The 273-nt window shown below is 68.1% G+C and carries 1 pseudogene; it reads right to left on the bottom strand.

The features are described 5' to 3' along the window. Window positions 1-273 (bottom strand): annotated as a pseudogene (locus AC5RU7_RS21140) (glucose-6-phosphate dehydrogenase); the annotation flags it as partial.

The raw sequence follows: 273 nt of genomic DNA, 5'->3' as shown, positions 1-273 counted from the left end.
CACCGCCCTGCCAGCCGCCGGTGAACTGCCCCCGCGCCGAGTGCGTGGACAGGTCCTCGGGGAGCTTGACCGCGGCGAGGACTTTTTCCTTCTCCGCGCGCAGGTCATCGGCGTTGAAGGAGATGGGCTCCTCCATCGCGGTCAGGGCCAGCAGCTGCAGCAGGTGGTTCTGGATGACGTCGCGGGCAGCGCCCACGCCGTCGTAATACCCCGCCCGGCCGCCGGTGCCGATGTCCTCTGCCATCGTGATCTGGACGTGGTCCACATAGTTCG

It is taken from the genome of Arthrobacter sp. K410C (genome assembly GCF_059090105.1).
Note: the sequence above shows the minus strand (reverse complement) of the source record. Positions and strands in the feature narration are given on the sequence as shown.